Genomic DNA, 26,199 nt, shown 5'->3' on the forward strand with positions numbered 1-26,199 from the left:
ACTATGATTGAAGTATATGCTCCGGCGTCTATTGGTAATTTTGCAGTGGGTTTTGATGCCCTTGGCGCAGCGCTTGCGCCAATTGATGGCAGTTTATTAGGCGATGTAGCTGTTGTGAGCGCAGCATCAAGCGATGAATTTATTTGCACAGGCGAATACGCTCATAAGTTACCAAGTGATCCTAATGAGAATTTAGCGTACCAGTGTTTAGTACATTTTAGAGCGCATGTTGCGCCTAACATGCCATGCGTAAAGCTCGAGCTTAAAAAGAATTTACCAATTGGCTCAGGGCTTGGATCTAGCGCATGTTCGGTCGTGGCTACTTTTGCTGCCCTTGATAAGTTTGCACAAACTAATTTAAGCCAGGTTGAGCTAATTGAGCTTATGGCTGACTTTGAAGCTGTAGTAAGCGGCGGTCGTCATTACGATAACATCACGCCATGTTATTTAGGTGGTTTGCAGCTAACAGGTGATTTAATTCCTGATAAATCGATTGCACTGCCGGTTGATGAAAACTGGTATTACGTAGCTGCGTTTCCTGGTTTTTCGCTAAATACAGCAAAAGCGCGTTCTGTTTTACCTAAAGAATTGAGCATGCATGCAAGCGTTGAATTTGCTCAGCGCTTATCAGCATTTAGCAGCTTACTGTTAACTAGCCGTTTTGACGATGCGCTAAGCATAATGAAAGATGAAATAGCAGAACCTTACCGTGCACCACTTATTAATGGTTTTAGCGAAGCAAAAGCAAGCTTGCCAGCGTTAGGCGCAGAAATAGTGAGTATTTCGGGCGCAGGACCAACCTTATTTACTGTGTGTAAAACACTTGAAGCTGCACAGCAATGCGCACAATGGTTAGAAGCAAATTATATTAACGAGCAAGGCTTTTGCCACATTTGTAAGTTAGATAACGACGGCACGCGTCAATTAACAGTTTTATAGGATAGGTAGTCATGCAATTACATAATTTAAAAGATAGCTCACAAAAAGTGTCGTTCGTTGAAGCCGTAAAAACAGGTTTGGGTCGTAACCAAGGTGTGTTTTTTCCAGAGTCACTAGCCCCATTAACAGATGTTGATGCATTGCTTGATATGGACTTCGTTACGCGCAGTGGCAAAATATTATCCCACCTAATTGGTAATGAGCTACCAAGTGACACCGTGGCACAAATGGTTAAAAACGCGTTTAACTTTCCAGTTAAGCTGGTGGAAGTTGAAGAGAACACATATTGTTTAGAGCTGTTTCATGGTCCTACACTTGCGTTTAAAGACTTTGGCGGTCGCTTTATGGCTGAGTGTTTAACGCAATTTAATAAAGATGAAAAAGTAACTATTTTAACAGCAACATCAGGCGATACTGGTGCAGCTGTAGCGCATGCTTTTTACAATAAACCAAATATCGACGTAGTAATTTTATATCCTAAAGGCAAGATTTCACTTGCTCAGCAAAAGCTATTTACTACGCTAGGTAATAATATTCATTGTTATGCAGTTGAGGGCAGCTTTGATGATTGCCAAGAGCTTGTTAAAAATGCCTTTTTAGATGAAGAAGTTAAATCAACACTTGGGCTTAACTCAGCTAACTCAATTAATATTAGCCGTTTAGTTGCTCAGGTTTGTTATTACTTTGAGGCAATTGCACAGCTACCAAAAGAAAAGCGCGCAACGGCACATATATCAGTACCTAGTGGTAATTTTGGTAATGTGTGCGCCGCAATGATTGGTGCTGTTATTGGTTTACCTGTTGGCAAATTAAGTGCAACAACAAACCAAAACGATACTGTGCCGCGCTTTATGCTTGATAAAAACTGGACGCCAAACGCAACGCTTGAATCGCTTTCAAATGCAATGGATGTGAGTAAGCCAAACAACTGGCCGCGTGTGCAAACAATGTTAGATAATAACTGGTTTAGCTACGATAATTTTTATTCAACCAGCGTAAACGAGCAAGACACGCAAGCAGTGATGAAAAAAATTCAACAAACTGGCTATGTGGCAGAACCTCATACCGCGATTGCTTACCAAGGTCTTGTTGAAAACCGAGCACCTGGTGCCGCTGGTATCTTTTTAGCGACAGCTCATCCTGCTAAGTTTAAAGAGAGCGTAGAAGGTATTTTAAACATTGAGTTAGATATGCCAAAACCACTTAGCGATGCATTAGCAAAACCATGCTTAGCAAGTGATATAAACGCCGATTACGACGCGTTACGCACTGAAATGCTCGCTAAGTTAGGTTAATACAAGATAGAAAGTTAAGCGGTTTAGGCCGCTTTTTTTATGAGTTTTAATTATAAAAAAGAAAGGCTTTCATTAGTTAATTAAATGTAGAAAATAAAATGCATTTAAAATAATTATGTATTTATTAAAAAATATCATCTTAAAAGAGCTGTGAAATAGTTTCAATCCCTGTTTAAATATCCTCAACTTAAGAGCGTAGGCAAAGAGTCGTTTAAAGCGTACAATAAAGCCTCTAAAAAACACCATACACGTTGCCCTAGGAGACCCCAATGTTAGAACGTAGCATGAATATTTCGGATTTTGATCCAGAGTTATTTGACGCAATCACTAAAGAAACTGCTCGCCAAGAAGAGCACATTGAACTAATTGCATCTGAAAACTACTGTAGCCCACGTGTACTAGAAGCACAGGGCTCACAGCTTACTAACAAATACGCAGAAGGTTACCCAGGTAAGCGTTACTATGGCGGTTGTGAGCATGTAGATGTTGTTGAGCAATTAGCAATTGACCGTGCTAACGAATTATTTGGTTCTGACTACGCTAACGTACAACCACACGCTGGTTCGCAAGCAAATGCTGCTGTTTTTCTAGCATTATTAGATGCTGGCGATACTGTACTAGGTATGAGCTTAGCTCATGGCGGTCATTTAACTCACGGTTCTCACGTAAGTTTCTCTGGCAAGCTTTACAATGCAATCCAATACGGACTAGATGAAGCAACGGGTGAAATTGATTACGCACAAGTTGAAGCATTAGCACTTGAGCATAAACCAAAAATGATCATTGGTGGTTTTTCAGCGTACTCAGGTATTGTTGATTGGGCTAAGTTCCGTGAAATTGCTGACAAAATCGGTGCTTACCTGTTTGTTGATATGGCTCACGTTGCTGGTTTAATTGCGGCAGGCGTTTACCCAAGCCCAGTACCTCATGCTCATGTTGTTACTACAACTACGCATAAAACACTTGCTGGTCCTCGTGGTGGTTTAATTATTTCTGCATGTGGCGACGAAGCTATTTATAAAAAGCTTAACAGTGCTGTGTTCCCTGGTGGTCAAGGTGGTCCTTTATGTCATGTTATTGCAGCAAAGGCAGTGGCATTTAAAGAAGCGCTTCAACCAGAGTTTAAAGTATACCAAACACAAGTTGTTAAAAACGCAAAAGCAATGGTTGCAGTTATGCAAGAACGTGGCTACAAAATCGTATCTGATAAAACTGAAAACCACTTATTTTTACTTGATTTAATCGATAAAGATATCACCGGTAAAGATGCAGACGCTGCCCTAGGCAACGCTAACATCACCGTTAATAAAAACTCAGTGCCTAACGATCCTCGCTCACCGTTTGTTACATCTGGTTTGCGTATTGGTTCACCTGCAATAACTCGTCGTGGTTTTACAGAAGTAGAATCAAAAGAGCTTGCTGGCTGGATTTGTGACGTACTAGATAACATCTCAGATGAATCTGTACAGGCGCAAGTTAAAGAAAAAGTAAAAGCAATTTGTGCAAAATTACCTGTTTACGCTTAATTACATAAGCAGCAGTAATTTAGATCACATAAGCTAGGGTCTGTTTATCTTTCGAGGTTTAATTTGCAGTAGTATGTTTGGTTTTTAGGCAAGGCAGAGTCTATGTAGTGTGGTTACTCCACACAAATAGGCGATAACGCAGCATAAATGACAAACATGCACTGCCCTCGGGTTCGTCCTAGGGGCGATTTACTCTTTGTTGCTCGGTTTTTACTTAGCCCACTAGGTTACAAACCTCGCGCCGCGATTAAATCGCCCCTAGATAGAACAAATTTAATCCTGAAAGGTCAACAGGCCCTATTTTTTTGCTAAGATAAAAGACCGCTATTTAGCGGTCTTTTTTGTTTTAAAACGGAAGTACCGAGTTATGCATTGTCCATTTTGTACCGCAAAAGATACTAAAGTTATTGACTCACGCCTTGTTGGCGGAGGCCATCAAGTTCGCAGGCGTCGTGAGTGTAACGACTGCCACGAGCGCTTTACTACATTTGAAGGCGCTGAATTGGTTATGCCTCGTGTTATTAAACAAGACGGCAGCCGCGAACCATTTAACGAAGATAAACTTTTAAATGGATTAAACCGTGCGCTCGAAAAACGCCCAGTGAGCACCGAGCAAGTAGACGAAGTAGTGAATATAATAAAATCGCAACTACGCGCAACGGGTGAGCGAGAAATTTCAAGCCATTTGGTTGGTGAATGCATTATGGAAGCGCTCAAAAAGCTTGATAAAGTAGCGTACGTAAGATTTGCCTCTGTTTATCGCTCGTTTGAAGACATACGTGAATTTGGCGAAGAAATTGCCCGCTTAGGGGAGTAACAATGCAAAGCCAAACTACTTTTACCGAACATGACGAAATGTATATGGCACGCGCCATAGAGCTTGCCAAAAAAGGTCGATTTACTACAACGCCTAATCCTAATGTTGGCTGTGTATTAGTTAAAAACAATCAAATAATTGGTGAGGGTTTTCATCAATTAGCTGGCCAAGGTCATGCTGAAGTAAATGCACTGGCAATAGCTGGCAATAATGCAAAAGGCGCAACTGCCTATGTAACGCTTGAGCCTTGTAGTCATTATGGGCGTACGCCGCCGTGCGCTGAAGGTTTAAAAAAGGCGGGCGTGGTAAAAGTAATTGCCGCTATGGTTGATACAAACCCACAAGTTGCAGGCAAGGGTCTTAAAATATTAGCTGATGCTGGTATTGAGGTTGCTCACGGGTTACTAGAATCACAAGCTCGCGCACTTAACGTTGGCTTTTTTAAGCGAATGGAGCAAGGTTTACCTTATGTGACCTGCAAAATGGCAGCAAGTATTGACGGTAAAACAGCGCTTAAAAATGGGCAAAGTAAATGGATAACCGGTCCCGCTGCTCGCCAAGACGTACAATTATATCGAGCGCAAAGCTGCGCTATTTTAACCGGAGCTGATACCGTATTAGTAGACGATGCTAAACTCAATGTACGATTAAGCGAATTACCGAATGCACTTCCCACTGATTTACCGCTTCGCCAGCCCGTGCGTGTTATAATTGACTCTCGTAACCGTTTAACGCCTAACCTAGCTTTATTTAAAATTCAAAGCGATGTAATAATATTTACAACTAAGCTTGATAAATCACTACAGTGGCCGCACTTTGTAAAGCATATACAAGTGAGTGAAAGTAACGGTAAGGTTGACTTGTTGGCTGTTTTACAAAAACTTGGTCAGCTACAGTTTAATAATGTGTGGCTTGAGGCTGGCGCAACACTTGCTGGTAAAATGACAGAGCTTGATTTAATAGATGAGTTTGTTTTTTATTTAGCGCCTAAACTCATGGGTCATGATGCAAAAGGTTTAGTAAATTTTCCTGAATTGATGAGTATGCAAAATACAATCGATTTAACATTTAATGAGTGTGCGCGTATTGGCGATGATTTGCGTATTACAGCGGTAAAAAAACTCATTAAAACCACTTAATAAAAAAGAGTAGTGCTATGTTTACTGGAATAATAGAAGCCACAGGTAAAATTGCTTTATTACAAAAAAAACAAGGCGACTTAGCCATTCGTATTCAAAGTACTGACCTTGATATGAAAGACGTAAAGCTAGGCGACAGTATTGCAACCAATGGTGTTTGCTTAACGGTTGTTGATAAACACATAGATGGCTTTAGTGCTGATTTATCAAATGAGACGATTGGTTTAACGGGTTTTTCTCACTACGCTTTAGGGCAAACGGTTAATCTTGAAAAAGCCATGCAACCGGTTTCGCGTTTGGGCGGTCATCTTGTATCTGGTCATGTTGATGGCATAGCAACTATTACAGCTATTACTCCTAATGCGCGAGCTACAGAATATTGGCTTACAACCGACGAAAATTTAATGAAATACATTCCGTACAAAGGTTCGGTATGTATTGATGGTATAAGCCTGACAGTAAATGCTGTAGAAGGTAATAAATTCAAATTAACAATTGTCCCACACACTAGTGAGCAAACTACGATTGCTCATTTTAAAGTAGGTACTCAGGTTAATTTAGAAGTCGATCAAATTGCACGTTATTTAGAGCGCCTTATAAAAGGTGCAGAGCAACCTACTGGCTCTGATATTTCGATGAGCTTACTCGCTAAAGCGGGTTTTATTAAATAACGAAACTGATAACTTACACGAGCAAATTTATGAATTTACACAGCGCACAAGAAATCATCGATGATATTAAAGCCGGTAAAATGGTTATTTTAATGGACGATGAAGATAGAGAAAATGAAGGCGATTTAATTATTGCAGCTGAGCATATTAGTGCACAAGCGATTAACTTTATGGCTACTCATGGTCGTGGTTTAATTTGTTTAACCATGACGCAAGAGCGTTGTGAGCAACTTGATTTACCGCTAATGGTTAAAAATAATGGTGCTGCTTTTTCAACTAATTTTACAATGTCGATTGAAGCATCTAAAGGTGTTACAACCGGTATTTCTGCCGCAGATAGAGCGCGTACAGTGCAAGCTGCTATAGCTAAAGGTGCAATACCAAGTGATATTGTTCAGCCTGGTCATATTTTTCCTATCATGGCGCAACCAGGCGGAGTATTAACTCGCGCTGGGCATACTGAAGCCGGCTGTGATTTGGCTCGTTTAGCTGGGCTTGAAGCATCATCTGTTATTGTTGAAATACTTAATGCCGATGGCACTATGGCACGCCGTCCTGATTTAGAAGTTTTTGCAAAACAGCACGATATTAAAATTGGTACCATCGCTGATTTAATCGAATACCGAAATCTCAACGAAACAACTATTGAGCAAGTTGCAAAATGTAAGTTGCCTACTGTTCATGGTGAATTTGATTTAGTTACTTACAAAGACACAATTGACGGCCAATTACATTACGTACTGCTTAAAGGCGAAGTTAAAGAGCAAGAACCGACCAATGTACGCGTACATTTGCAGAGTACTTTTAACGATATTTTGCTTTCAGACAGAAGTGCTGACCGTAGTTGGGGGCTTTCTGAGGCAATGGCTTATATTGCTAAAAATGAAGGTGCTTTAGTTATTTTAGGTAAGCAAGAAAGCACTGAAGAATTAGAAGCTACTGTAAAAGCATTTGCAGCCGCAGATGCTGGCGAAGATGTTACGCCACGTAAATTCAAAGGTACCTCTCGTACGGTTGGTGTTGGTTCGCAAATACTTGCAGATCTTGGAATTAAACAAATGCGATTAATGAGTCGCCCTAAAAAGTACCATGCGCTTTCGGGCTTTCATTTAGAAGTTGTTGATTACGTTGAGCCGCAATAAGCGCTCTGCTTTTAACTAGTCTATTATTTTATTTTTATGGTATGATGCGCAGCAATTTTTGCGCAATCGCAACCGCTCAAACTTATTTTTAAGGTTATCGAATGAAAATTATTGAAGGTAATAAGTACGCTCCAGGCAAAAAATTTGCCATTGTTATTTCTCGTTTTAATGACTTTATTGGTAGCAGTCTATTAGCAGGCGCTGTTGATGAATTAAAGCGTACTGGTGGTGTTTCAGATGACGATATTACCGTTATTTATGTACCTGGTGCGGTAGAGTTACCTTTAGCAGCTAAACGCGTTGCGGCAAAAAAAGAGTATGATGCAATCATCGCATTAGGCGTAGTGATCAGAGGTGGTACACCACACTTTGACCTAGTTGCTGGCGAATCAAACAAGGGTCTTGCGCAAGTATCACTTGAGTATGATATCCCGGTTGCATTTGGCGTATTAACCACAGAAAGCATTGAACAAGCAATTGAGCGTGCTGGTACCAAAATGGGTAACAAAGGCGGCGAAGCTGCTTTAGGTGCGCTTGAAATGGTTAATGTGTTAGATAAAATTTAAGTTTAAGGAATTTTTGTGAAACCAGCAGCAAGACGTAAAGCACGTACTTTAGCACTCCAAGCCGTATATTCTTGGCAAATAAGTGGCAATCTGATTGCCGATATCGAGCAACAAATGTTGATCGAAACAGACGTTACTAAAATTGACGTTGAATACTTTAAAGATTTAGCGACGGGTGTTGCTGTAAATTATAAGCAATTAGACGAAGCTGTATCGCCACATTTAACACGTCCATTTAACGATTTAGATATGGTTGAGCGAGCAATTTTACGTTTAAGCAGCTACGAACTTAAATTCCGTGAAGATGTACCTTATAAAGTTGCTATCAACGAAGGTATTGAACTTGCCAAAATTTTTGGTGCTGAAGATAGCCATAAATTTGTAAACGGTGTACTTGATAAAGCTGTTAAGCATTTACGCAAGTAATATTAATCACTTCTGAAATTTTCAGATTGATTGGTTTTAACAACCGTTAAAAAGGAGAGCCGGCATAGGTCGGCTTTTTTGTGTATGAAGGAATTTGAATTAATAAACCGTTACTTTAAAGGTCGCGGTATAACTCGTCGTGATGTTAACCTAGGTATAGGGGATGATTGCGCTTTAGTCACCGTTCCACAGAACTGCCAACTTGCAATCACAACAGATACACTTGTTTCTGGCGTGCACTTTTTTGATGATATTTCTCCTCGAGCATTAGGTCATAGAGCACTTGCTGTAAATTTAAGTGACTTAGCAGCAATGGGTGCTGAACCAACATGGGTTTCAGTTGCACTAACATTGCCAAGTATAGACCCACAGTGGATAGAAGAATTTACTGAAGGTATGCACGAAATTGCTGAATACTTTAATGTCCAAATAATTGGTGGAGATACGACCCAAGGTCCGTTAACTATTACTATTTGCGCTAAAGGAACCGTACCTGAAGGTAAAGCTTTATGTAGAAGCGGTGCTAAAGTAGGTGATTGGATTTATGTTACAGGTCCATTAGGAGATGCGGGACTAGCAATTGAGTCGCGTAAACAAGGTTTAAAAATAGAGCCTGAGCACTTAAAGTATGTAAACAAGCGTTTTGATTATCCAACACCTCGTGTTGCTGCTGGTCAGGTATTGCGCGGGCTTGCATCTTCAGCGATAGATGTGTCAGATGGGTTACTTGCTGATTTGGGTCATATTCTTGATATGTCTCAAGCGAGTGCGGTTATAAATATAGAAGATATTCCTACATCGGATGCGATGAAATCTAGTCTTGATTTTAAGCAGCAGTTACCATTTATTCTTAGTTACGGTGATGACTATGAATTATTATTTACAGTCCCGGATAGTAGTAAAGGGATGTTAGATTTAAAGCTGCGTCAGTATGGTGTAGATGCTACCCTTATTGGGCAAGTTAAAAGTGGTGATGGAAATATTGAGCTTTTATATAATGGTGAAAACTTTGATTTTGAGCAACAAGGCTTTGAGCATTTTGCCAAGGAGTCGGTTTGAGTAATAACCGATTATTTAATTTAAAGCGCCCTCACCAATTTTTTGGTTTAGGTTTTGGTACAGGTCTTGCGCCTAAAGCGCCTGGTACATTTGGCACTTTTGCTGCTTTACCATTTATTTTTATGACCATGTACTATCCATTATGGCTTCAAATTGTATTTGCTGTCGTTATCAGTATATTTGGTATATGGGTATGTGGTAAAACTGCAGATGACTTAGGTGTACATGACCATCCCGCTATTGTGTGGGACGAAGTTGCTGGGTATTACATTACCATGATCGGTGCCGCGCTTAGTTGGCAGAGCTTGTTAGTAGGCTTTTTGTTGTTTCGATTTTTTGATATAGCAAAACCTGGTCCAATCCGTATGCTAGATAAGCATGTAAAGGGTGGTTTTGGTATTATGGCAGACGATATACTTGCAGGTGTATTTTCGCTTATTTGTTTGCAGGCGTTAATAAAAGCGGGTTATATACCCTTTTAATTTTTATATTTGAATTGTTTAACTAGGTGGCAGTACTATGATGCGATTTTTACTGGTTTGTGTACTGATGTTGTGCGCGACGCCAAGTTGGGCCTCAATTACTGATTATGTAGTTAAACAATGGAATATAAAAGATGGTTTACCATCGCAATCACTTAAAAGTGTTGTACAAGATAAACAAGGCTATATGTGGCTTGGCACTCAGTTTGGCTTAAGTCGCTTTGATGGCAACACGTTTACTAACTACAATACTCAAAATAGTCCTTTTCTGCCAAGTAATGGTATTAATAAACTTTTAGTCGATTCGAACGGATTGCTATGGATTGGCACTAAAAGTGGGCTCGTTGTTATTAATCCCACTACATTTGCCGCACAAGAATTTAATATTAAAGGACCAGTTAGAGATATACTGCAAGATGCAAAAGGGAGCATTTGGATTGCAGCTAATGGGCTTTATTACGTTGATAGAAGCCAAGTTGATTTACAAACTAAAGCTAGTGCTCCTCTTCCAATTGTTAATGCGACCGTTATTACTCAAATTGTGGGCTCGGTTACCCAAATGGCGCTTTCCCCTGAAGGTATTTGGTTAGTTAACGATCGTCATTTACTAAGGTTAACAAAAAGCTCTTCTGATTTTTCTAAATTACGTTTAGAACTCACCGCAAAAATTTCGTTACCGGAGCGCTTAGCGCAAACGATTGTTCATGATTTATCTTTTTTAAACGGTAACTTGTATTTAGCATCTGAACTAGGTGCTTACTTTCTCGATCTAGATGATGAATTAAGACCTTTCCCTTTACCAAATACAAACAACTCTGCTGTATACAAGTTTATGAGTGATAGCGATGGTGGTCTTTGGGTATCAACTTACGGACGTTTACTGTTCAGAGGTAAGTCGGGCGAGTGGGAATGGGTAGAGCCAAGTCAGCTTGATCAAAGCATTTGGTTTGCTGACATTTTTCGTGATGACCAAAATAACGTATGGCTAGCCAGTTTTAGTGAAGGCTTATGGCTTGCTCATGAAGGGCGTGTAGAAAGGCACTCTGCGTTATCTGAAATGACAGAAGCAGTTATGGCAATTACCCAAGCGCCAGATGGTAAGTTATGGGTCGCAAATAAAAGTGGCATTGGTTACTTTGATTTAAATAAAAGTTTTATTAATTTAATTCCAAGTACTAAGTACGGACGAGCGTCAGTGCATGACCTAGAATTTGATGGCGGTAGGCTATATATAGCGACTGGCAGAGGTTTGTTTGTTTTTGAAAAAAATACACTTTATACGGTACCGGGCAGAGCACTTCGTGATAATCCAGTGTTTGCAATTAGTCGCTCAAGTAAGGGCGGTTTTTGGATAGGGACTGGTCGAGGGTTATACCGATTAAGTTATTCCGGATTGACGCCATTTGCATATAATGCGTTTTTAGGCAGTAAATTTATTACCTACGTATTAGATAAAACAAATTTTGGGGTTATTGGTACTAGCAAAGGCGCTTATTATTTTACTGATCGTGGAATAGAAAAAATTGGCGATCAAACTACCTTAGAAAGCGCTTACGTAACGAGTGTTTTGCATATAGATGGCGTTGGTATTTTAATTGGCTCTCTTAACGACGGTTTGTTTTATCGAAGCACGCAGGGGCAGTGGCGCCAACTAGATGCGGCTAATGGTTTACCGTACGGATCTATTTTCAGTTTAGAGTACGATGAAAATTTAAAACATGTATGGGTAAGCACCATGAAAGGTGTTTATAGAATGCCCGTAGAGCAGTTTAAAACAGAGATAAAAAGCTTAAAAGTAGAGGAAGTTATTTCTTCATTCGACCGTCAACTCGACGGTAAAGCAAATCAATGTTGTAGCGGGCTTGGACATGATGCAGTAGCTAACACGGGTAATTCAATTTGGTATCCAAGTTTACAAGGTGTTGTTGAAATACCTAAAAACGTAGAATTATTTGGTGTTGGTGCATTAAAACCAAAAGTAGAAACAATTACCACTCCATTACGTAATTTAACCACTGCAGCACTTGGTAAAAAGCCGTCATTAAATACAGATGAACGCGACGTAACGTTAACTTATACCGCTATAGATTACTACGCGCCAAGTAGTATTGAGTTTAGATATAAACTAAGTGGTTTGGATAGTGATTGGCGTTATGCAAATACACGCAGAGAAGCTATTTATACTAACTTACCTGCAGGCTCGTTTTTGTTTCAGCTGGAAGCTAAACGACAAGGTGAGGATTGGAGCCGAGCACAAGAAGCTGAATATGGCTTTATTGTACCTGAGCGTTTTGATGAGACTATTTATTTTAGATTACTAATTACTAGCGGCTTTATTTTACTCTTTTACTTAGTATTTTGGGTGTTTAGAGCACAAGAGCGCAGAAAGCAAGAAGTGCTTGAAGGGCTGATCACTGATCGTACATTAGAACTACGCCAAGCAAATGATAAGCTTAATCAAGTTAACTCACAGCTTAAGCTAGTAAGTCACTCAGATGAACTTACAGGGCTGCGTAGCCGTCGATTTTTGTTTGATCAACTTCCAAAAGATATTGAACATTTTCAACGTAACTCGCAATCATTACAAGCTCAGGGCAAATCACTTGTTTTATTAATTATCAATTTAGATAACTTTAGTCGAATTAATGATGCATTCGGTCCTATAGCTGGAGATAGTTGTTTACAGCAAATGGCCGCCTTACTTAACTCTCGTACACAAGGGTCTGATTATGTAGCACGCTGGAGTGGTGATGAATTTTTATTATTACTACGAGACTTTAAGTGTAACAAAATTGATAGTTATTCATCTGAGTTATGCAAAGCTGTTGCTGAATATTCGTTCCAATTACCAAATGGAAAAAGCACCAATATAACCACTTCTATTGGTTGGTCTTTTTATCCGTTACCATTACTTGGTGGGCAAGTTATAAGCTGGGAAACATCTATTAACTTAGCTGATATAGCGCTACATCAAGTTAAAAAACGTGGTGGTGATGGTGTTGCAAATATTACTTTTGACGATCAATTAGATGCATTTGAGTTTGAACAAAATTCTAATGTTGACCAACAATTAGGTATTTTACAAAGCAATGGCTTAGCTGATATTAAGGTATGGATGCGATAATGCCCAACCAATTTTATTGGTCAGGCGTGGTAAGGCTAACTTTATTTATTAAGCCAATCTGGTAAAATTGCAACCGACTCTGGTGCTGCAAATGCAGCGCTTTCATCGGCACTAATATTGCCGCCTGCACTGCTTAATATATTATTAAAACGCATAACCACATTATTCGACTTTTCAGCTACGTATAAATCTGTTCCGCTATACATAATATCAACAGGGTTACCTAAAAGTGTATTTGGACCGCTAATAGTCGTGCTTATATTCACTAACCCAGATGCTGTCGCTACATTGTTTAGCACGTATATTTTACCGTCGTCTGCAACAGTGGCGCTGCCAACATCTGAGAGTATTAGTGACCCACTTACTGAATCGTAGTCAATGCCGTGTATATTACTTGGAGCCTCTACTGCGGTACCTGTATTTGCAGGAGTGATTAATCTGTCTTCTATGGCAATATTAGTCGTACCAGCCATTAGTTTACTTTTAACTTCATCAAATACAGCCACAGTTCCGTTTGTTAAAGCAACAAAGGCACGATCAGTTGTTGCATCATAATCTACATCCCAAGGGCGGGCATTGTTTGCAAAAGTAAGCGTCATTAATGGGTTTGCATCACCAGTAGTACAGGTAGAGAATATTGAGATGCTAGGCGTGTCTGCATTGTTTTCAGCAACTAAAACCATGCCACTATCAGATGCAACATCAAGTCCTTTAGGTGATATAAGACCTGTATTTGCACCGCTAATAATACTATCTTGGCTAGCGCTATATGTTTGCCCATCTCTATTTATTGCTACCTTATTTGAAATAATAATCCCGCCGGTAGATGTTGTGCTGTTATCAAATGTTGTATAGCTATTACCTGCTTTATCAAACGTAACACTCTCAATTGTTTGGCTCGCATTGTAGCTGCCTAGTGTTGTTGTTAGTTCTGGGCTTAAGCGGCTAATTTGACCCGTTGTTTCGCTATTAGTTGCTGGGTTACTACTTACAGCAACACCCAGTAGTGACATGTTTAGGGTATCGCTATCTGAAATATCAGCCATTTCATTTTGCATACCTACTTTAGTAATCGATTCAGGCTTTATAGTGGAGGTCACTAAGTCGGGAGTAATATCGCCGCTTTCACCTGCAAAAATATTACTGAAAATGAGGATTGCATCATTCGATTTTTCGGCCACTCTTAAATCAGTACCCTCTAAACTAATGTCTACTGGGTTTCCTAACATAGTTGTTGGACCTGCAATAGAGCGTGCAACGCTTACTGCTCCATCAGCCGATGAAGCATTGTCTATTACAAACAAAGAGCCATCAGTAGCATCTGTTGCACTGCCTACATCAGATAAAATAAGCTTGTTAGTATTTGAGTCAAAAACAATACCGTGAATATTTACTGAAACTTGCGCACCGTTATTATCGCTAGGTGTAATTGTTCTATTTGGCATGGCCACAAAGCCACCATTAACATAGTTGTCGTATACCGCAACATCGCCGTTAGTTAGTGCAACGTAAAGTCTATCGTTTACCTCATCGTAATCAACATCCCAAGGAGCTGCATTTGTTATTGTATTGGCAAGAGGGGCTGAATTTCCCGCTGAAGTTGCACCGAAAACAGTGACCTGCATAGCACCAAAGTCGGCAATAAAAATAAGACCAAGTTTGTCAGAAACCGCAATCCCTTTTGGGTTTGCTAATGTAGTGGATGAACCTGTTATTTCACGGTCTCGGTTACTATTAAAGCTATCTTCATCTACGCGGTTAGCAAGTTGGCAAACTGTTTTTATACTACCGCTTGAAATATCACTTGCTTGTATTAAGTTACCTAATGCATCGAAAGCAACGCCTTCGTTAGCTGTTGTGTTAAAGGTTTTTAATTTTACTGAATTTTGGTCAATTAGATCGGCTGTACCAGCATTATCAGAACCATTATTTGCAAGCACAAATTGAGCCTCTGAAAAATTAGGGGTTCCATTTGTGTCATCAGAGTCTGTATTAGTGATTTCACCATCGTCACTGCTACATCCTGTAATGCCGATAAGCACTGCGAGCGTTAGAGCCGAAAAGCTAAGTTTTTTGTTTGTTTGATCAGTAATATTTTGATTAGTTTTATTCATTATTTTTACCTTTTAATATTCCATTTAAAATGAACAGTAAAGTTGATGACTTAAAAATAAATAGCTAAGCCTGATACCAATGTAAAAATTAGTATTTCTTTGTGTTCATGCGTTAACCTCAATCTAATAACGATTGAAATTAAAAATTGGATGCAAAAAAAAGGAATTAAAAAAGGAGCTATAAAGCTCCTTTTATTTTAATGAATATTTTAGAGGAAGGGTTATTTTAAAAAACGTTGAATAGCAAGCAGTATGCCTTGTTCGCCTAATCCCATTTCATCATGCATTTCATCTTGTGTGCCGTGCTTAATAAACTCATCAGGAATACCTAAATTAAGTATATTAATACTGGCTTTTTGCGTTGCTAAGTATTCGTTAACCGCAGAGCCTGCACCGCCAGCAATTGCATTATCTTCAAGTGTAACTATTACATCATGACTAGTCGCTAATTCGTTTAAAAGTGCAGTATCAAGTGGTTTAATAAAACGCATATTAACAAGAGTTGCATCTAACTCATTTGCTGCAAGTTGGGCATTTTCAAGTAAAGTACCAAATGATAAAATTGCAATTTTACTACCTTGCTTTATTACATTCGCTTTACCAATTTCGAGTAATTGCATATTAGCTTGAATATCTTCTGTACCAGCACTTCCTCGAGGGTAGCGTACTGCAACAGGGCAATTTGCTTGATAACCAGTATAAAGCATATGACGGCATTCATTTGTGTCGCTTGGTGCCATAATTACCATGTTTGGAATACAGCGCATAAAACTTAAATCATAAGCACCTTGATGAGTCTCACCATCGGCCCCAACAATACCTGCACGGTCAATTGCAAATAATACAGGTAAGTTTTGTAGTGCTACATCATGAATTAGTTGATCGTATGCGCGTTGTAAAAAGCTTGAGTAAATAGCTACAACAGGCTTTAAACCTTCACAGGCAAAACCTGCGGCTAAAGTAACAGCATGCTGCTCTGCTATTGCCACATCAAAATATTGCTCTGGAAACTCTTTAGAAAAGCGCACCATGCCAGAACCTTCACGCATCGCAGGTGTTATCGCCATTAATTTATTATCTTGTTCAGCCATATCACATAACCAATCGCCAAATACCTTAGAGAAGGTAGCTGCACTTGGTTTTGATTTAGGAAGACTCGAAATATTTGGATCAAACTTTGGCACGCCATGATAACCAATAGGATCGGCTTCTGCGGGTTTGTATCCTTTACCTTTTTGGGTTTTTATATGTAGTAACTGTGGTCCTTTTAAATTACGCATATTGCGCAATGTATCTACCAACATGTTTACATCGTGACCATCAATAGGGCCAATATAATTTAGACCAAGTTCTTCAAAAAATGTCCCTGGAATCATCATTCCTTTTATATGTTCTTCCATTTTACTAGCAAGTTGTTTTACAGGAGGTACACCAGAGAGTAGCTTTTTACTGCCTTCACGAATGTTAGTATAAAAGCTACCTGATAAAATACGTGCAAAATGATTTGTTAATGCACCCACATTTTCAGAAATCGACATTTCGTTATCATTTAAAATAATAAGCATGTCTGATTTTACATCACCAGAGTGGTTCATTGCCTCAAATGCCATACCAGCAGTAATGGCACCGTCGCCTATAATTGCAACGGTTTTTCGTCCTTTACCCTCTTTTTGCGCGGCAATAGACATTCCCAGCGCTGCTGAAATAGACGTACTTGAATGACCTACGCTAAACGTGTCGTATTTACTTTCTTCACGAAATGGAAATGGGTGTAAGCCATCTTTTTGACGAATCGTGTGCATTAAATCGCGTCGACCAGTCAGTATTTTATGCGGGTAAGCTTGATGACCCACATCCCATACTAACCTGTCATCGGGCGTGTTATACACATAATGTAGGGCAACGGTAAGTTCAACCGTACCTAAACCAGACGCTAAATGACCGCTACTTTGCGATACTGAGTTGAGTAAATAGTCACGTAACTCATTGCTAAACTCTGGGAGTTTATCTTGCGCTATATCGCGTAACTGGGCTGGTTCGTCAACCAAATTAAGTAATGGATACTTGCTACTATCAAGTGTCATGGTTTTTTATATATCCTTCGCTAACATCAATTAACTTATACAAATACGGTATAAATTCAATTAATGTTCAGTAATTATGTCAGTGCTAAGTGCAATACTTTTTAAGCGGTGCTTAATGATCACGCTCAATTAAGTAATTTGCTAGTGACGCCAGAAGTGTTGTGTCAGCATCAATATTTGCTAACGCTTCATGGGCTTGTTGTATTAAATTTTGCGCCTTTTCTTTAGCGCCAAGCATACCCAATAAAGCGGGGTATGTCGCTTTATTGGCTGCAATATCTGACCCTTGCGGCTTACCTAAAGTAACAGTATCGCCCTCAACATCCAAAATATCGTCGTGGACTTGAAAGGCCAGCCCTATAGCATACCCAAAAACAGATAAGTTATCTAAAGTTTGTTCGCTAACATTTGGAGAACACATTGCACCTAAGGTAATTGCACAATTAATTAATGCACCCGTTTTTAGTTTATGAATACGCTCAAGTTGCTGTACTGTAATCACTTTGTCGGTTGCAGCAATATCTAAACCTTGACCGGCAACCATACCCTCTAAACCAGAGGCATGTGCAAGTTTTGCTATCATTTTTACTTGTGTTTTTGAGCTACATTTAAAATTATGATTTGAGATTAGCTCAAACGCTAATGTTTGCAGCGCATCTCCAGCTAAAATAGCTTCAGCTTCGCCATAAACTATATGACATGTTGGTCTACCTCGGCGTAAATCATCATCATCCATAGCTGGTAAATCATCATGTACTAAAGAGTAGCTATGAATACATTCAATTGCTGCGGCAAGTACATCTAAATCACTTTTCTCTGCACCGAGCATTTTACCTGTAGCGTAAACCAAAAATGGACGCAGTCTTTTCCCACCATTGAACAAGCTATAATGTGTAGCTTCTTTTATTTTTTTTTCACTATCGAGCGGTTGTTCAAAATAAAGATTGAGCGTATTAGCTACATCAGTTTGAGCATGTTCTATTTGTTCTTTAATGCTCACCGTTTATTCCACATCGTTGTCAAAGTTTGCAAGTGCTGACTTTTCGCCGCTTCCCATTAAAATTGATACTTTTTGTTCTGCTTGCTGTAATTTACCTGATGAAGCATTAGCCAAAGCAATTCCGCGTTCAAATTGCTTTAACGACTGATCAAGCGATAAATCACCTTGTTCCATGTCACTAACAATTGTTGATAATTCTTCTAGTGCTTGTTCGAAACTTAAGTTTTCAGGTTTTTTAGTCGCCATATTATTTCAGCTTACATGATAAATTTAGAAGCCAATTTTAGGGGGAATGCTAAACTAGGTCAAAGGATGATATGTTTTTTTCGTCTATTAGCATTAAATGTTACCTTTATGTGCATTAATAAAGACTTAATAGCGGTCTATTGCTGTAGTTAAAGTAATTAATAATGTACCTTTAATTAAACTAATACTTTAATGCTCTTTTTATGTTTCTTTACACAAATGGCTTAAGCAATTCAATATGTTGCCGATAAGTAGTTAATAATAAAAGTTTATGATAAGGCCTTACAGCATGAAACCTTTGGAGGAAATGTGGATTTAGCAACCATTATAGGGATCCTTGGCGCAATTGGCTTAATTGTCATGTCGATGTTTATGAGTAGTAGTGGCGAAATGGCTATGTTTTACAATACCCCTTCGGTGGTAATTGTATTTGGTGGATCTATATTCATAGTTTTATCAAATTACACCATGGGACAGTTTTTTGGGATAGGTAAAGTAGCCGCTAAAGCTTTCATGTTTAAAATAGAATCACCTGAAGAGCTAATTGATAAAGCAATTGAGCTTGCAGATTCTGCACGAAAAGGCGGTTTTTTAGCCCTTGAAGAAGCTGAAATACCAAATCAGTTTATGCGAAAAGGTGTCGACATGTTAGTTGATGGTCACGATGCCGATGTAGTGAGAGCTACTTTACAAAAAGATATTACTTTAACTTCCACCCGTCACGAAATGGGTGCCGGCTTATTTAAAGCGATGGCCGATATTGCACCTGCAATGGGAATGATTGGTACCTTGATAGGTTTGGTTGCTATGTTATCAAACATGGACGATCCAAAATCAATAGGGCCTTCAATGGCAGTAGCATTATTAACAACTTTATATGGTGCATTTTTAGCAAACGTAGTTGCTATCCCTATTCAAGTTAAATTAGAGCTTCGTAAAGATGAAGAGGCAATGAATCAGCGTTTGATTTTAGATGCAGTGCTAGGTATTCAAGATGGTCAAAATCCAAAAGTAATTGAAGGTATTTTGAAAAACTACCTAGCTGAATCAAAACGTAAAGTAGATACCGAGGAGTAACCATGTCTGAGCAAGAGTGTAAATGTCCACCTCCAGGGCTACCTGCGTGGATGGGGACGTTTGCTGATTTGATGTCGCTACTAATGTGCTTTTTTGTACTCTTGCTTGCGTTTTCTGAGATGGATGTACTTAAATTTAAACAAATAGCAGGCTCAATGAAGTTTGCTTTTGGTGTACAAAATAAAATAGAAGTAAAAGACATCCCTAAAGGTACCTCTGTTATTGCAATGGAATTTACACCAGGGAAACCAGAACCCACCCCAATAGAAACTATTCAACAGCAAACAGTAGAAATGACTCAGCAAATGCTAGAATTTCAAGCCGGTGATGAAAGCTCTGCCGGAGGAAGACAAGAACAGCGTGGTGACAAACGTGGTGGTGAATCTCGTAGTACATCTCAAGAGCAATCATCTGAACAAGCAACGGCATCTGCTGATCAAGAGCAAACAAATGAGCTTGTTAAAAAAATAGCACAACAGCTTGAAAAGCAAATTATTGATGGTGCTATAGAACTTGAATCGCTAGGGCAGCAAATAATTATCCGTATTAGAGAAAACGGTTCGTTTCCTTCAGGAAGTGCGTTTTTACAACCCAAGTTTAAACCAATTATTCAAGATATTGGCGTTTTATTAAAAGATGTACCCGGTGAAATAACTGTATCTGGGCATACTGATGATTTTCAGGTATCTAACGAGCTATATATTAATAATTGGGACTTATCATCAAAACGTGCAGTAGCCGTTGCAAGTGAACTACAAAAAGTGAAAGGCTTTGATAAAACTCGCATGATGGTTGTTGGTCGAGCTGAAACAAGACCACTTGTACCAAATGATACAGATGAAGATCGTCGAAGAAATCGTCGTGTCGAGATTTCTATTTTGCAAGGTAAAGCAAAAGAGTCAGCCCCAATTGATGTAAGATAGTACACCTTGGCAAAGCGGTTTTTTTAACATAAAATAATAAATATTAACAAATGTAATGGAATACCCATGAAGAAAAAATATAAGTATAGCGATATGCCAGGCAACGGAACTGGCGGAGATGACGATAAGACGAAAGAATAATAATGCCTTTATGGGTTGATAAGGTAATTGGACTTCTTGAACTTAGCTGGGTTTTATTTTTAATCCCAGCTATTTTTATTTTCTATTTGCGTAAAGATTTTTTAGCATTATGGTTTGTATGTGTCACAGGTGCATTTTTCTTATTTGGTGCACTTATATACGATTCTTTAAGAGAGTTTGATAAAGATATTTATATATATAGATATCTTGTCTGGGCGTTTAATGACATTGCTTGGATGGCTTTAATTGCCTACCTTGGGATAAAAGACAAAGTTTATTTATGGCAATGTGTGTTAGGTCAGTTGGTTGTTATAATGGCACCAATTTTACAACTTTTTCGCGTTGTTGATCGCCACCTTTGGGATTTATCTTATAGCACGCTAATGTATAAAACGCTTTTACCTTTAATTAATACGGCCACCGTAGTGGTGTGTTATCTTCCGCTAATTTATATAGTAATTAAAAATAATAATGCAGTAACTAGTAATAATTATAAAAAAGTCCCTCCTTTAAAATAGCTGTGCTAAACTACTGTTTATATGAACAGTGGTGAGCAAGCTATGAAACTCTACATTGCAGAAAAACCTTCACTTGGACGCGCTATTGCTGATGCGCTACCAAAACCACATAAAAAGCATGATGGTTATATAGAAGTCGCTAATGGTGATTGTGTCTCTTGGTGTATTGGGCACTTGTTAGAGCAAGCCGAGCCCGATGACTATGATGAGCGTTTTAAAAAATGGCAGTTTGAACACTTACCCATAATACCAGAACAGTGGAAGTTAAAAGCCAAAACTAAAACACGTAAACAGCTCACTGTTTTAAAAAAATTAATTAAACAAGCTTCGCAACTTGTTCATGCTGGCGATCCAGACCGTGAAGGCCAGCTGCTTGTCGATCAAGTAATAGAAGAAGCTAAAATAAGTCAGACTAAAAAGCAGAGTACGCAACGTTTACTCATTAGCGATTTAAACCTATCGGCAGTAAAAAAATCATTGAGTGCTATGCGCTCTAATCGAGATTTTATTCCGTTAAGTGTATCTGCTTTAGCGCGCTCTCGTGCTGATTGGTTATTTGGTATAAATTTAACGCGTGCATATACCCTAGCTGGGCAAAAAGCTGGGTTTGGTAATGTACTTTCGGTAGGGCGAGTACAGACCCCTATTTTAGGTCTTGTAGTTAATAGAGATAACGAAATTACGAACTTTGTATCTAAGCCTTTTTACGATGTACTGGCACATTTACTTACTCCTGATAATCAACCATTCACAGCTAAATGGGTGCCAAGTAAAGCATGTGAGCCACATCAAGATGAAGAAGGTCGGATACTTAATAGTGCATTAGCAGAAAATGTTGCTTCACGCATTACAAAGCAAAGTGCTGAGCTTACGGCACTTGAGCAAAAACAAAAAAAGCAGAGTGCACCATTGCCATATAACTTATCTGCACTACAAATAGATGCAGCTAAAGCATTTGGTATGCCTGCTCAAAAGGTGTTAGATATTTGCCAAATACTTTACGAGCGTCATAAATTAATAACGTATCCGCGTTCAGACAACCGCTATTTACCTAAAGATCACCATCAAGATGCATCTGCTATTTTTAAAGCAATAAGTGCTAATAGTGGGCAAAGCTCTGAATTAGTAAACGGGGCTGATACTAAAAAGCGTAGCAAATGTTTTAACGATTCAAAAGTAGCTGCGCATCATGCAATTGTACCAACAGCGAAACAGTTAAAATCAGCGAGTTTGAGCGGCGATGAAGCAAAGGTATATCAATTAATAAGCCGTCATTACCTAATTCAGTTTTATCCCGACTATATTTATAACGAAACTAAAGCTGAGGTAACTATTGCTGGCGGTTTATTTAAAGCAAATGCAAAGCAAGATGTAAGTTTGGGCTTTAAGGTGTTAATGGGTAAGTCTGAATTAAAAGACGAAGCTACGCTACCTCCCTTAACAAAAGGTATGTCTCTTTTTTGCGATAAAGGCGAAGTAGTCGAAAAGCATACATCACCCCCAGCTTATTTTACTGATGCTACACTACTTGCTGCGATGACGGGCATTAGCCGTTATGTTAAAGATCCACAAATAAAAAAAATATTAAAAGACACAGATGGTTTAGGCACTGAGGCAACGCGTGCAGGTATAATTGAATTACTATTTAAGCGACTTTTTTTAAAGCGTGAAGGTAAGTCAATTAGAGCAACCGAAACGGGGCTTGCACTCATTAGCGTATTACCGCAAGGTTTAGCGAGTCCTGATTTAACCGCAAAGTGGGAATCGAGCCTAGGTGATATTGCGCAGCAAGCAATGAGTTACCAGCAATTTTTACAACCTTTACTTGCCGACCTAAATGGTTTTGTACAACTAGCAGCAAACTGCGATAGTGATGCATTTGCTAAGCTACCAAAAACCTCACCTAAAAAACGCTTTGCTAAACGAGGCGGAAAATCGACCTTTAAAAAGTCGAGTTATAAAAAAAGCTCTGTTGCTAGTTAGCTACAGAGCTTTTTTATTAAACGATATTACTTAATGTTGAATTGGGATTACTTAACCTGAACTCTGGTTAAGAGATTTACTAACGTATTGAATCATGATGATATTTAAATTTATTTTCTCTAGGCAGAGATTTTCAGTGAAAACAAGGCGAATTTACGCGTCAATAGCTGGCCTATTGCAAATAAATTCAACGTAGTTAGCGCTGAAAATAGCTGCTTGAGATAGATTTATTATCCAGAATTCAGGTTACTTATTAAATAAAGCAACAGCAGCGTTACTCATTGCTTTTATTCCGGTTGGAATAGCAACTTTATAATCAGGTGCAAATTTACTAGAGTGTAGGGAAGGGAGTATTTCACCTGTTTTTATTGAATCTGCATATTGTGCTTGATTAACACCGCCTAACCAAAATAACGTAATTGGAATGTTTTTCTCGGTACGACCATATACACCAAAGTCTTCACCTGCCATTACCGCTTTTGCTTCCAATACATTTTCATCTCCAATTGCATCAGCAATAGTTTTACGGACTATATTAGTTTGTTCAGGATTATTGTAAGTAGAGGGCGTTGATTCTTCTTTTACATATATAACAGGATACATAGCCTCATCTAATCCTGCACTTTGGGCAATGCCTGCAGTAATGCGTCTTATTGCTGCAATTTGAGCGTTACGTACATCAGGGCTGTAGCTGCGTAAAGTTAATTGAAGTTTTACTTCGTCTGGAATCACATTATGTTTAGAACCTCCGTGTATAGAACCGACGGTAACGACAGATGGTTCTAATGGTGAAAGTTCACGACTGGTTATTGTTTGTAATGCCATAACGGTTCGAGCTGCAATTACAACAGGATCAATAGTTGTGTGCGGATAAGCGCCATGCCCGCCTTTTCCTTTTATTGCAATGTCTACAGAGTCGACGCTTGCCATTGTATATTCATTTTTCATTGATACTTTACCAGCAGGAACGCTCGCACTAACATGCAGTGCAATAATATGGTCTGGTTGAGTATATTTACTGAATAAACCATCGCTTAACATTGCTCTAGCACCAGCACCTACTTCTTCTGCGGGTTGTGCAACCATCATCAATGTACCTTGCCATTCATTTTTATGCGTTATTAGTTGTTCAGCAGTTCCTATAAAAGAACTCATATGAATATCATGACCGCACCCATGCATTACACCTACTTTTGCACCATGCTCATCTGTTACAGTTACCTTTGAAGCATATGTTTTGCCTGTTTGTTCTGTAATAGGTAAGCCGTCTGTATCAGTACGTATCATTACTGTTGGACCATCACCATTTTTATAAATACCAACAACGCCAAAACCACCTACATTATTTGTTACTTCAAAACCAAGTTTTGATAATTGAGAGGTTATTTTTTTACCTGTATTTTGTTCGTGGTTTGAAAGCTCTGGTGATTGATGTAAATCGAGGTAAAATTTTTCTATAGCTGGCATGCTTGAGCTTAAATCTAAATCTAGTGGCTTTGCTTGTATAAATGGACTTGCTATTAAGAGCGCTGCGCTTAAGTAAGTTAGTTTCATGTTTCGCCTCATTGATTGATATCTATACCGAGTGATTTAGGTATATGACTTGTAATTATTATGTTTACCACCATATAAAAACCTAAATAGATGAATATGGCAATCAATTAAATGAGCAACATAGTTAGTATTAACGCACAAAATCTTCAGCAAGTACTCGGTGAAACATCACAACAAAAATTAGTGTTGCTTAACTTTTTCTCACCACAAAGTCCTGATTGCATAGGACAGGCTGCAATTTTAGATAAAGTAGCAGCTGAATATGCAAGCTATATAGTAGTGGCAAACCTAGATTGTGATGCAGAACAAGCCCTAGCTTCTCAACTTGCACAACAAGTAGGGCTACAAACATTACCTACACTTGTATTATTAAAAGACTCTGCACCAGTCGATTTACTTGCTGGTGTTCAAACTGAAGCACAAATACGAGAAGCCCTAGGGAAACATCTACCTGCACAACAGGACTTATTATTAGAGCAAGCAAAACAAGCTCTATTGAAGTCAGATTTAAATGCGGCATTTAATTATGCAAAGAAAGCTTATGAAATCGACAATAATAACGCGCGTATCAAATTAGTACTTGCAGATATATGTATCCAAATTCATAAAGTAGATGAAGCGCAAGCGCTTATAAATACAATCGATGTACAAGAGCAAGATGCTTACTTTAATAATATAAAAGCAAAATGCGAAGCTGCGCTCGAAGCGAAGGATTCGCCAGAGATTAAAGAAAAGCAACAGCAAGTAGAAAAGTATCCAAATGACTTAGCGTTAAAAGAAGAGTTAAGTGCATTACTTAATGAAGCAGGAAGAAAAGAGGATGCGTTGGACGTACTCTTTACAATACTTCAAAAAGATCTTAATTTTAGTGAGGCAAAATCAGGCTTTTTAGCGATTATTGCCTCTTTACCTGATGGAGACGTGCTTGCTGCTAAGTATCGTCGCAAGTTATATAGTATTTTATATTAGATTTTTATACCTATTACTTTTAAGAAGCACCTACATAAGGTGCTTTTTGCATTTTTAAGCCTTTAATTAAAAGCTTCAGCATCGCTTTACTATGTAAAATGGATAGTTATCAACAGGTTTTTGTGGGTAACTTGTGCTTATCGTGTGTGCTTGCTTTGGGCTTAATTTTAATTACTATTTTATGCAAATAACGCTTGCGTAAAATTCGCCGCTCCCTATAATGCGACCCCACTGAGACGGGAAACGCCAACGCCTAGCGAGGAGCGAACTACTCAGAGAGTTAAATAAAACTTCTGTTTTGAATCTTCTAAAAAGAAAGTTTGAAACTAAGTGTTGACTCAAAAAATAAAGGGTGTATTATTCGCATCCCTTGAGGCGCTAAAGCGACTCAAAACGTTCTTTAA

At 38.8% G+C, this 26,199-nt stretch carries 22 protein-coding genes; 17 read left to right on the plus strand and 5 right to left on the minus strand.

Annotated features, from left to right (window positions below):
- The first annotated feature begins 3 nt into the window (after nt 1-3).
- The 12 genes from thrB to I6F65_RS14585 all read left to right on the plus strand — a co-directional run bounded on the left by thrB (nt 4) and on the right by I6F65_RS14585 (nt 13,186).
- Entirely contained in the window at nt 4-939 is a 936-nt protein-coding gene (gene thrB, locus I6F65_RS14530; protein ID WP_166112155.1) for a homoserine kinase, read from the plus strand.
- An 11-nt stretch (nt 940-950) separates the two neighbouring features.
- Nucleotides 951-2,234: a threonine synthase gene (gene thrC / locus I6F65_RS14535; RefSeq protein WP_166112158.1), complete on the plus strand. Its 1,284-nt coding sequence runs from the start codon at nt 951-953 to the stop codon at nt 2,232-2,234.
- 269 nt (nt 2,235-2,503) lie between these two features.
- A complete protein-coding gene (gene glyA / locus I6F65_RS14540) occupies nt 2,504-3,760 on the plus strand; it encodes a serine hydroxymethyltransferase (RefSeq protein ID WP_024612222.1) in 1,257 nt (418 codons plus the stop codon).
- A gap of 367 nt (nt 3,761-4,127) precedes the next feature.
- Nucleotides 4,128-4,577: a transcriptional regulator NrdR gene (nrdR, locus tag I6F65_RS14545; RefSeq protein WP_002961761.1), complete on the plus strand. Its 450-nt coding sequence runs from the start codon at nt 4,128-4,130 to the stop codon at nt 4,575-4,577.
- Nucleotides 4,578-4,579: 2 nt separating this feature from the next.
- The gene (ribD, locus tag I6F65_RS14550) at nt 4,580-5,716 is read left to right on the plus strand and encodes a bifunctional diaminohydroxyphosphoribosylaminopyrimidine deaminase/5-amino-6-(5-phosphoribosylamino)uracil reductase RibD (RefSeq protein ID WP_166112161.1); all 1,137 of its coding nucleotides are present in this window, start codon (nt 4,580-4,582) and stop codon (nt 5,714-5,716) included.
- Between the two features lie 17 nt (nt 5,717-5,733).
- Nucleotides 5,734-6,387 carry a riboflavin synthase gene (locus tag I6F65_RS14555; RefSeq protein WP_024612224.1) on the plus strand — a complete coding sequence of 218 codons (654 nt, stop codon included), beginning with the start codon at nt 5,734-5,736 and terminating at the stop codon, nt 6,385-6,387.
- Nucleotides 6,388-6,416: 29 nt separating this feature from the next.
- Entirely contained in the window at nt 6,417-7,529 is a 1,113-nt protein-coding gene (gene ribBA, locus I6F65_RS14560) for a bifunctional 3,4-dihydroxy-2-butanone-4-phosphate synthase/GTP cyclohydrolase II (RefSeq protein WP_197113557.1), read from the plus strand.
- A 101-nt stretch (nt 7,530-7,630) separates the two neighbouring features.
- On the plus strand, nt 7,631-8,095 hold the full coding sequence (ribE, locus tag I6F65_RS14565) for a 6,7-dimethyl-8-ribityllumazine synthase (protein WP_002961753.1): 465 nt from the start codon (nt 7,631-7,633) through the stop codon (nt 8,093-8,095).
- A gap of 15 nt (nt 8,096-8,110) precedes the next feature.
- On the plus strand, nt 8,111-8,521 hold the full coding sequence (nusB, locus tag I6F65_RS14570; protein ID WP_024612226.1) for a transcription antitermination factor NusB: 411 nt from the start codon (nt 8,111-8,113) through the stop codon (nt 8,519-8,521).
- A gap of 84 nt (nt 8,522-8,605) precedes the next feature.
- Nucleotides 8,606-9,580, plus strand: coding sequence for a thiamine-phosphate kinase (thiL, locus tag I6F65_RS14575; protein WP_197113560.1), 975 nt, complete (start codon nt 8,606-8,608; stop codon nt 9,578-9,580).
- Entirely contained in the window at nt 9,577-10,062 is a 486-nt protein-coding gene (locus I6F65_RS14580) for a phosphatidylglycerophosphatase A (protein WP_024612228.1), read from the plus strand. The genes thiL and I6F65_RS14580 overlap by 4 nt, the downstream gene beginning before the upstream one ends.
- A 37-nt stretch (nt 10,063-10,099) precedes the next feature.
- Nucleotides 10,100-13,186: a ligand-binding sensor domain-containing diguanylate cyclase gene (locus I6F65_RS14585; protein WP_024612229.1), complete on the plus strand. Its 3,087-nt coding sequence runs from the start codon at nt 10,100-10,102 to the stop codon at nt 13,184-13,186.
- Nucleotides 13,187-13,227: 41 nt separating this feature from the next.
- Here I6F65_RS14585 and I6F65_RS14590 read toward each other — a convergent pair whose 3' ends face one another.
- The 4 genes from I6F65_RS14590 to I6F65_RS14605 form a co-directional block, all read right to left on the minus strand.
- The gene (locus tag I6F65_RS14590; RefSeq protein WP_197113563.1) at nt 13,228-15,300 is read right to left on the minus strand and encodes a YncE family protein; all 2,073 of its coding nucleotides are present in this window, start codon (nt 15,298-15,300) and stop codon (nt 13,228-13,230) included.
- A gap of 221 nt (nt 15,301-15,521) precedes the next feature.
- Complete coding sequence (gene dxs, locus I6F65_RS14595) at nt 15,522-17,384, minus strand: 1-deoxy-D-xylulose-5-phosphate synthase (RefSeq protein WP_166112171.1); 1,863 nt, start codon at nt 17,382-17,384, stop codon at nt 15,522-15,524.
- A 112-nt stretch (nt 17,385-17,496) separates the two neighbouring features.
- The gene (ispA, locus tag I6F65_RS14600) at nt 17,497-18,384 is read right to left on the minus strand and encodes a (2E,6E)-farnesyl diphosphate synthase (protein WP_024612231.1); all 888 of its coding nucleotides are present in this window, start codon (nt 18,382-18,384) and stop codon (nt 17,497-17,499) included.
- Between the two features lie 3 nt (nt 18,385-18,387).
- Nucleotides 18,388-18,630, minus strand: coding sequence for an exodeoxyribonuclease VII small subunit (locus I6F65_RS14605; protein ID WP_024612232.1), 243 nt, complete (start codon nt 18,628-18,630; stop codon nt 18,388-18,390).
- 309 nt (nt 18,631-18,939) lie between these two features.
- Here I6F65_RS14605 and pomA point away from each other — a divergent pair, with 309 nt between their 5' ends.
- From pomA to I6F65_RS14625, 4 genes are all read left to right on the plus strand, one after another.
- On the plus strand, nt 18,940-19,707 hold the full coding sequence (gene pomA / locus I6F65_RS14610) for a flagellar motor protein PomA (protein WP_024612233.1): 768 nt from the start codon (nt 18,940-18,942) through the stop codon (nt 19,705-19,707).
- A gap of 2 nt (nt 19,708-19,709) precedes the next feature.
- Complete coding sequence (locus I6F65_RS14615) at nt 19,710-20,630, plus strand: flagellar motor protein MotB (protein ID WP_166112177.1); 921 nt, start codon at nt 19,710-19,712, stop codon at nt 20,628-20,630.
- Between the two features lie 143 nt (nt 20,631-20,773).
- Complete coding sequence (locus I6F65_RS14620) at nt 20,774-21,289, plus strand: hypothetical protein (RefSeq protein ID WP_024612235.1); 516 nt, start codon at nt 20,774-20,776, stop codon at nt 21,287-21,289.
- Between the two features lie 42 nt (nt 21,290-21,331).
- The gene (locus I6F65_RS14625) at nt 21,332-23,272 is read left to right on the plus strand and encodes a DNA topoisomerase III (RefSeq protein WP_197113566.1); all 1,941 of its coding nucleotides are present in this window, start codon (nt 21,332-21,334) and stop codon (nt 23,270-23,272) included.
- Nucleotides 23,273-23,518: 246 nt separating this feature from the next.
- On the opposite strand, the gene I6F65_RS14630 is transcribed toward I6F65_RS14625, so the two are convergent.
- Nucleotides 23,519-24,826: a M20 family metallopeptidase gene (locus tag I6F65_RS14630; protein WP_197113567.1), complete on the minus strand. Its 1,308-nt coding sequence runs from the start codon at nt 24,824-24,826 to the stop codon at nt 23,519-23,521.
- A gap of 111 nt (nt 24,827-24,937) precedes the next feature.
- On the opposite strand from I6F65_RS14630, the gene I6F65_RS14635 reads away from it, so the two are divergent.
- On the plus strand, nt 24,938-25,795 hold the full coding sequence (locus I6F65_RS14635; RefSeq protein WP_166112186.1) for a tetratricopeptide repeat protein: 858 nt from the start codon (nt 24,938-24,940) through the stop codon (nt 25,793-25,795).
- Nucleotides 25,796-26,199: the final 404 nt, after the last annotated feature.

The sequence above is a fragment of the Pseudoalteromonas sp. SWXJZ94C genome, from assembly GCF_015864385.1.
GTDB lineage: Bacteria > Pseudomonadota > Gammaproteobacteria > Enterobacterales > Alteromonadaceae > Pseudoalteromonas.

What these genes read in the sequence shown, in the direction of transcription:
- I6F65_RS14585 (WP_024612229.1), top strand. Translation starts at nt 10,100, where the DNA reads ATGATGCGATTTTTACTGGTTTGTGTACTGATGTTGTGCGCGACGCCA.
- I6F65_RS14620 (WP_024612235.1), top strand. Translation starts at nt 20,774, where the DNA reads ATGCCTTTATGGGTTGATAAGGTAATTGGACTTCTTGAACTTAGCTGG.
- I6F65_RS14590 (WP_197113563.1), bottom strand. Translation starts at nt 15,300, where the DNA reads ATGAATAAAACTAATCAAAATATTACTGATCAAACAAACAAAAAACTT.
- I6F65_RS14625 (WP_197113566.1), top strand. Translation starts at nt 21,332, where the DNA reads ATGAAACTCTACATTGCAGAAAAACCTTCACTTGGACGCGCTATTGCT.
- nrdR (WP_002961761.1), top strand. Translation starts at nt 4,128, where the DNA reads ATGCATTGTCCATTTTGTACCGCAAAAGATACTAAAGTTATTGACTCA.
- I6F65_RS14635 (WP_166112186.1), top strand. Translation starts at nt 24,938, where the DNA reads ATGAGCAACATAGTTAGTATTAACGCACAAAATCTTCAGCAAGTACTC.
- ribE (WP_002961753.1), top strand. Translation starts at nt 7,631, where the DNA reads ATGAAAATTATTGAAGGTAATAAGTACGCTCCAGGCAAAAAATTTGCC.
- I6F65_RS14630 (WP_197113567.1), bottom strand. Translation starts at nt 24,826, where the DNA reads ATGAAACTAACTTACTTAAGCGCAGCGCTCTTAATAGCAAGTCCATTT.
- thrB (WP_166112155.1), top strand. Translation starts at nt 4, where the DNA reads ATGATTGAAGTATATGCTCCGGCGTCTATTGGTAATTTTGCAGTGGGT.
- dxs (WP_166112171.1), bottom strand. Translation starts at nt 17,384, where the DNA reads ATGACACTTGATAGTAGCAAGTATCCATTACTTAATTTGGTTGACGAA.
- thrC (WP_166112158.1), top strand. Translation starts at nt 951, where the DNA reads ATGCAATTACATAATTTAAAAGATAGCTCACAAAAAGTGTCGTTCGTT.
- ribD (WP_166112161.1), top strand. Translation starts at nt 4,580, where the DNA reads ATGCAAAGCCAAACTACTTTTACCGAACATGACGAAATGTATATGGCA.
- glyA (WP_024612222.1), top strand. Translation starts at nt 2,504, where the DNA reads ATGTTAGAACGTAGCATGAATATTTCGGATTTTGATCCAGAGTTATTT.
- I6F65_RS14605 (WP_024612232.1), bottom strand. Translation starts at nt 18,630, where the DNA reads ATGGCGACTAAAAAACCTGAAAACTTAAGTTTCGAACAAGCACTAGAA.
- I6F65_RS14615 (WP_166112177.1), top strand. Translation starts at nt 19,710, where the DNA reads ATGTCTGAGCAAGAGTGTAAATGTCCACCTCCAGGGCTACCTGCGTGG.
- thiL (WP_197113560.1), top strand. Translation starts at nt 8,606, where the DNA reads ATGAAGGAATTTGAATTAATAAACCGTTACTTTAAAGGTCGCGGTATA.
- ribBA (WP_197113557.1), top strand. Translation starts at nt 6,417, where the DNA reads ATGAATTTACACAGCGCACAAGAAATCATCGATGATATTAAAGCCGGT.
- I6F65_RS14555 (WP_024612224.1), top strand. Translation starts at nt 5,734, where the DNA reads ATGTTTACTGGAATAATAGAAGCCACAGGTAAAATTGCTTTATTACAA.